Origin of the sequence: Weissella fangxianensis, from assembly GCF_024718545.1 — a bacterium.
In the GTDB taxonomy this organism is placed as follows: Bacteria; Bacillota; Bacilli; order Lactobacillales; family Lactobacillaceae; genus Weissella; species Weissella fangxianensis.
On the sequence record NZ_JAMXDB010000066.1, the window covers coordinates 1 to 4,645 of the forward strand.

Here is a 4,645-nt window from a genome sequence, read left to right on the forward strand (position 1 = left end):
TAAACTTCATGAACTTATTAACACAAAAAACGACCATGAATCTGACATAATCTGTCAGATTCACAGTCGCTTTTCACAAACCTAATTAATCGATTTTACTGTTTTTCACGCTATTTGACACAGAGCCTAAAATCAAAGCAATTAAGCGCACGGCATACGGCTTCCGTAGTTTCAAAAACTTCCGTCTACGTATTCTTATCTCATTCAAGAATAATTTCTACTCAATGAACTATAAGCAAAAGGTAGCTGATCTCAACAATGTGAAGTCAGCTGCCTAAGCAAGGTTCAAAATATTAAATTTTACCGGTCATCAGTACCATTTGACTTTGAACCGCTTAAGATCAAAGGAATTGAAACATGTCAATAATTGGCACACTTTTCATTTAAACTCAATTAATCATTATCATTTCGGGGTATACTTAATTTTTTAACTAAAAAACAATTATAAAAATCACCCCTATATTTTACACTGGACATGAAACTTAGTGTTGGCGTCTCGGATCCCCATCACGCTTAATTAGTCGCACTTCAGGAACAATTCTTAGATTGTAATTCTCGTATACCTTATTTTGCATAAAATCTACCAAAGCAAAAAAATCTTCCCCCGTCATACCACCAACATTAACGATAAACCCTGGCGATTTTGGCGATATTTGTGCGCCCCCAATTTGATGACCTACTAAATTTAGTTCTCGCATCATTCCACCGACGTGCCACGGCATTGGAGGAACAAATACCGTACCCGCAGAAGGAAGCTCTAGAGGTTGATTTTTGGACCTGCGTACGTGATATCTGTTCATCTGTGTTTTTAGCTTATATTTACCAAGTGGTAGCTTCCAGTCACACTTTAATGGATAAACCATGAACGTCCCTTGCAAAACAATTGCGTTCATATCGTGAAATTTGGAATATCGATATCTAAAGTCTAAGTCTTGATTTTGAACAGTTTTAACTTGTAAGTCATCCAAATCTAAGTACTCGGCACTGACCAAATACGTTTCCATATCTTGACCAACCAAGAACCCTGCATTCATGAATATTCCAGCTCCGACCGTACCTGGGATTCCTTCCATCCATGCTAATCCTTTGATGTTTGAATTCAATGCCCAGATTGCAAGTTGCTTCATTTTCATACTGGCGGACACCGTTAAAAACCGATTTCCATCCCACATAGTCTCTGATTCATTCTCATAGCGCATCATGTTAACAATCACAAAATCAAGATCATCTTCACTAACCGCAATATTGGTCATTTCACCAAGAACTTCAAAATACACATTGTCTGATTTTAAAGTTGTGACCACTTTCTTCAATTCATCTAAATTACGTGGATAAAAAATATACGGAATTTTACCACCTGTTTTTGTATGAGTCCGATCTCGCAGCCAGACATCTGCTTCGACATCCGGTATCAATTTACTATAATTTTCCATTTGTTAGACCTTATTTCTTGATATATTCCTTTAAAAACATTTTTTCATTAGCATCTGCGGACCAAAGGTACCAAATTAAATAAAATATGCCTGCATAAATTAACCCAACAAGACTAAACGAAAAAACGTTGTCTACCTTTATAAACATTTGCAATACTAATCCCAAAACTATAGAAATTGCACTCCCAACAACTAATTTGATAGTCGACTTCCAAAATTTCACCATATCTAATCCAACAACAAAATGATTATACAAATTAATTAACAGCCCGTTCCCGATTGCCAAACTAAATACATAACCAAATACAGATCCAGTAAGACCGAAAATTTTCAATGAGTAGTAAGTAATAATAATATTAACCAGCGCCAAAACCCCGAGTGCTAGGGATCGGAACTTATGCATATTTTTTGCTCGTTGTATCTCTATTCCCAAATTCTGAGAAAGTGGAACTAATGCTGGAAACAATGTAACGACCAGCATCCAATACGCGTCTTGAAAACCACTCCCCGCCCACATATTGATAAAAAACTTGCCAACAACAATAAATCCACCGTAGACAAATAACAAAATTGAAAGTTGCACACGGCCAACTTTCACCATTACATCAGAAAACTCATCATTTGATGCCGATTCTGAAAACATCTTGTTTATCTTCGGAATAAACACATTTGATAAAGCTAACGATAATTGAAAAAATATGTTTCTAATCTGCACGACAATTGCATACACAGCAACACTCGCTGGACCTAACAACGAACCAACTATCATGCCTGGTAGATTATTATTAATCAAATCCACAATATCATTTATAAGTAAAAAACCCGAAAACGTAAAAATAAGTTTAGCTGTTGGCCCTATTTTTTCCTTCAAGGCGAACTCCATATTCAACTTTACAATTGCAAAGCGGCCATTTAAAAGTAATAACATTATAGACGTTATCAATTGAACCATTGCCACTGTTACAACAGAAAATCCAATCATCAATAGTGGTATAACAATTAATGGCTGAATAATGGTTGTTGCTAAAATTCTAGACTGTTGAAATACAAACCTTTGATTGGCTGAAATAAACGAATCAAAAATAGTTGAAATAAATGTAACAGCCATATTCAAAGACATAAGTCCTAACATAATTTTTGCAATTTTTAATTCAGACGAATTGAAAGTGTTGCCAAAAAAGAGTGGACTAAATATCGTTACCAACGCCCCAATTACTATAGATAGAATTGCAATTGTGGTAAACATTTTTAGATACGTACCATTTAATCTTCGAACAAATTCCTCACCTTTTTTCTTTTCCATCCAAAAAAAATGAATATATGCACCTGAAAAACCCATAGAAAGAATTGACAAGGTTGCAATTGTTTGAGCCGTCAATTGATATATACCAAAATTATTTTGCCCCGCAAGATGAATCAATAACGGAGTGTAAAAAATATTGACTAAATTTTTAAGAATAATATTAACATATGACAGAATCGCTCCTGTTTTAATCTGCTTCATCACTACTAATCTCCAAGAGCGGATAGCAACCAATTCAATGAACGATTTCGTTCATTTTCAAGAATATTACGGATGTCTCTGAAATCAACAACATCCAGCTCCTCGTTAACCTCTCCGGAATGTAATCTACTTTCTAGATTAAATACCTCAAACAGCGTTTTCATTCGTGTATTCATATCTCGAACAATTAAATTATCTTGTCGGTTAAAGAGCTCAAAGTTTTTTTCAAATATTATAGAAAAGACAGCCGCGTGAAACGAATCAGCGAAAACTGTTTCGGAATCTCGTATTATCTTTATAAACTCTAACGGTCCAATACTTGAAAACAACTTAGAATTAACATCATTCAGGTTCACCACATTCAAATTACGTTTAGTTGCGTATTTATAAATATAATCAAGCTGCTTTGAAGAAGGTGTCCCCAAAAAATAAGTTACAACATATCCGTCATTAATTGTTATCGTGCTTAAATCCGCTACCTGCGTCCAAATCTGTTTTTCTAGTAGCATGGTCGGATCTAGTACAACTTCCACATTTTTGTTTGAAAGGTTATTTAGATACTTCTTGGCTGAATTTTCACGAACTGATACCGCTTGTAATTTTTCGATGCCCAATTTGAAAATTTCGTCATATTTTTCATCAATATCACTAATCCCAATGCTAGCCGCGTAACTAAATTTTTCAACCGGTAAGTCTGGCAAACTAATATCTTCAACCAAATTGTTTCTAAAGTAAGGGTTCCAAATTTGGTCGCTACCAATCACGACCTTTCTTATTTTTTTCGAATCAACTAGACCATTAGCAAATTTCGGTACGTATTTTTTTGTGAAGCTTCGAAATAAGGATTGCCTTTTCTTCTTCAATAATTCATTACGGAAAGAGCTATCCTGATTCGAGATCAATCCCTTCAGTGCTCGCAAATGGACCAAACCAGGTAAATACCGTATTTCAGCCCACATACCATAGTATTTACTTTTTTGCCCCATCGAATCTTGTAGCGTCTTCACAGGAATACCATGGTCACTTATAACTTTTTGCAAGGCAAAATTTTGCAGTCGGTTACCAAAGTTGGTGTCGTCGTTTATTGTGTGTATTGCGACATATTTCTGATCCATTTCAACACCTCATATTTTAAATGTTTTCACCTAATTGGTAGCAAGCTAGTAACTAAAATAAAAATTCTTTTTAATTTAGTAGCAGTTGTTGTTTTAGCAACGCTCTTTTTTATTAGTTTATAGATTTATTATGCCACACACATACATGCATGTATATGTACACGTGTACATGGTTTTCCGGGTAGCGTCAAGAATCTTGTGTAAATGAAATGCCTTCGTACATATAATATGTATCTAACTTAAATAAATGATGCTTCCAAGGTGTCCTGGATTCCTTTGAACCCTCGGTGGATCCGCTTTAGAGACTTCTCGTTATAAACATTAAACTGAGAAACCAGGAAGCGATCCAGTGAATCTTCCGTTGGAAATTGTTCTTTGTGATGGGTGGTGCGCTTGAGATGCTTATTAAAGTTCTCAATCAGGTTAGTGGAGTATAGTGATTGCCGGATAGCTGGTGGAAAGTCCATGAAAGTGAGTAAATTCGGCATTTTAAGCAGATCTTTGATTAATTTGGGATAGGTCTGATGCCAGTTGTTGGCGAACTCATTCAGTTTCAGTTCGGCTGCTTCACGGTTGGCGGCCCGATGAACTTG

Annotated in this window: 4 protein-coding genes and 1 pseudogene; 1 reads left to right on the forward strand and 4 read right to left on the reverse strand. The window is 35.6% G+C overall.

All coding sequences use genetic code 11. The features are described from left to right. Window positions 1–128 precede the first annotated feature (128 nt). A pseudogene (locus NGR58_RS09925) lies at window positions 129–278 on the forward strand (transposase); the annotation flags it as partial. Window positions 279–482: 204 nt separating this feature from the next. Here NGR58_RS09925 and murB read toward each other — a convergent pair. The 4 genes from murB to NGR58_RS09945 form a co-directional block, all read right to left on the reverse strand. Further along, a complete protein-coding gene (gene murB / locus NGR58_RS09930; protein WP_258089337.1) occupies window positions 483–1,433 on the reverse strand; it encodes a UDP-N-acetylmuramate dehydrogenase in 951 nt (316 codons plus the stop codon). A gap of 10 nt (window positions 1,434–1,443) precedes the next feature. Beyond that, window positions 1,444–2,937, reverse strand: coding sequence for a lipopolysaccharide biosynthesis protein (locus tag NGR58_RS09935; protein ID WP_258089338.1), 1,494 nt, complete (start codon window positions 2,935–2,937; stop codon window positions 1,444–1,446). Between the two features lie 5 nt (window positions 2,938–2,942). Then, on the reverse strand, window positions 2,943–4,052 hold the full coding sequence (locus tag NGR58_RS09940; RefSeq protein WP_258089339.1) for a polysaccharide pyruvyl transferase family protein: 1,110 nt from the start codon (window positions 4,050–4,052) through the stop codon (window positions 2,943–2,945). Between the two features lie 239 nt (window positions 4,053–4,291). After that, the coding region (locus NGR58_RS09945) for a transposase (protein ID WP_258089340.1) at window positions 4,292–4,645 on the reverse strand (354 nt) is incomplete at its 5' end.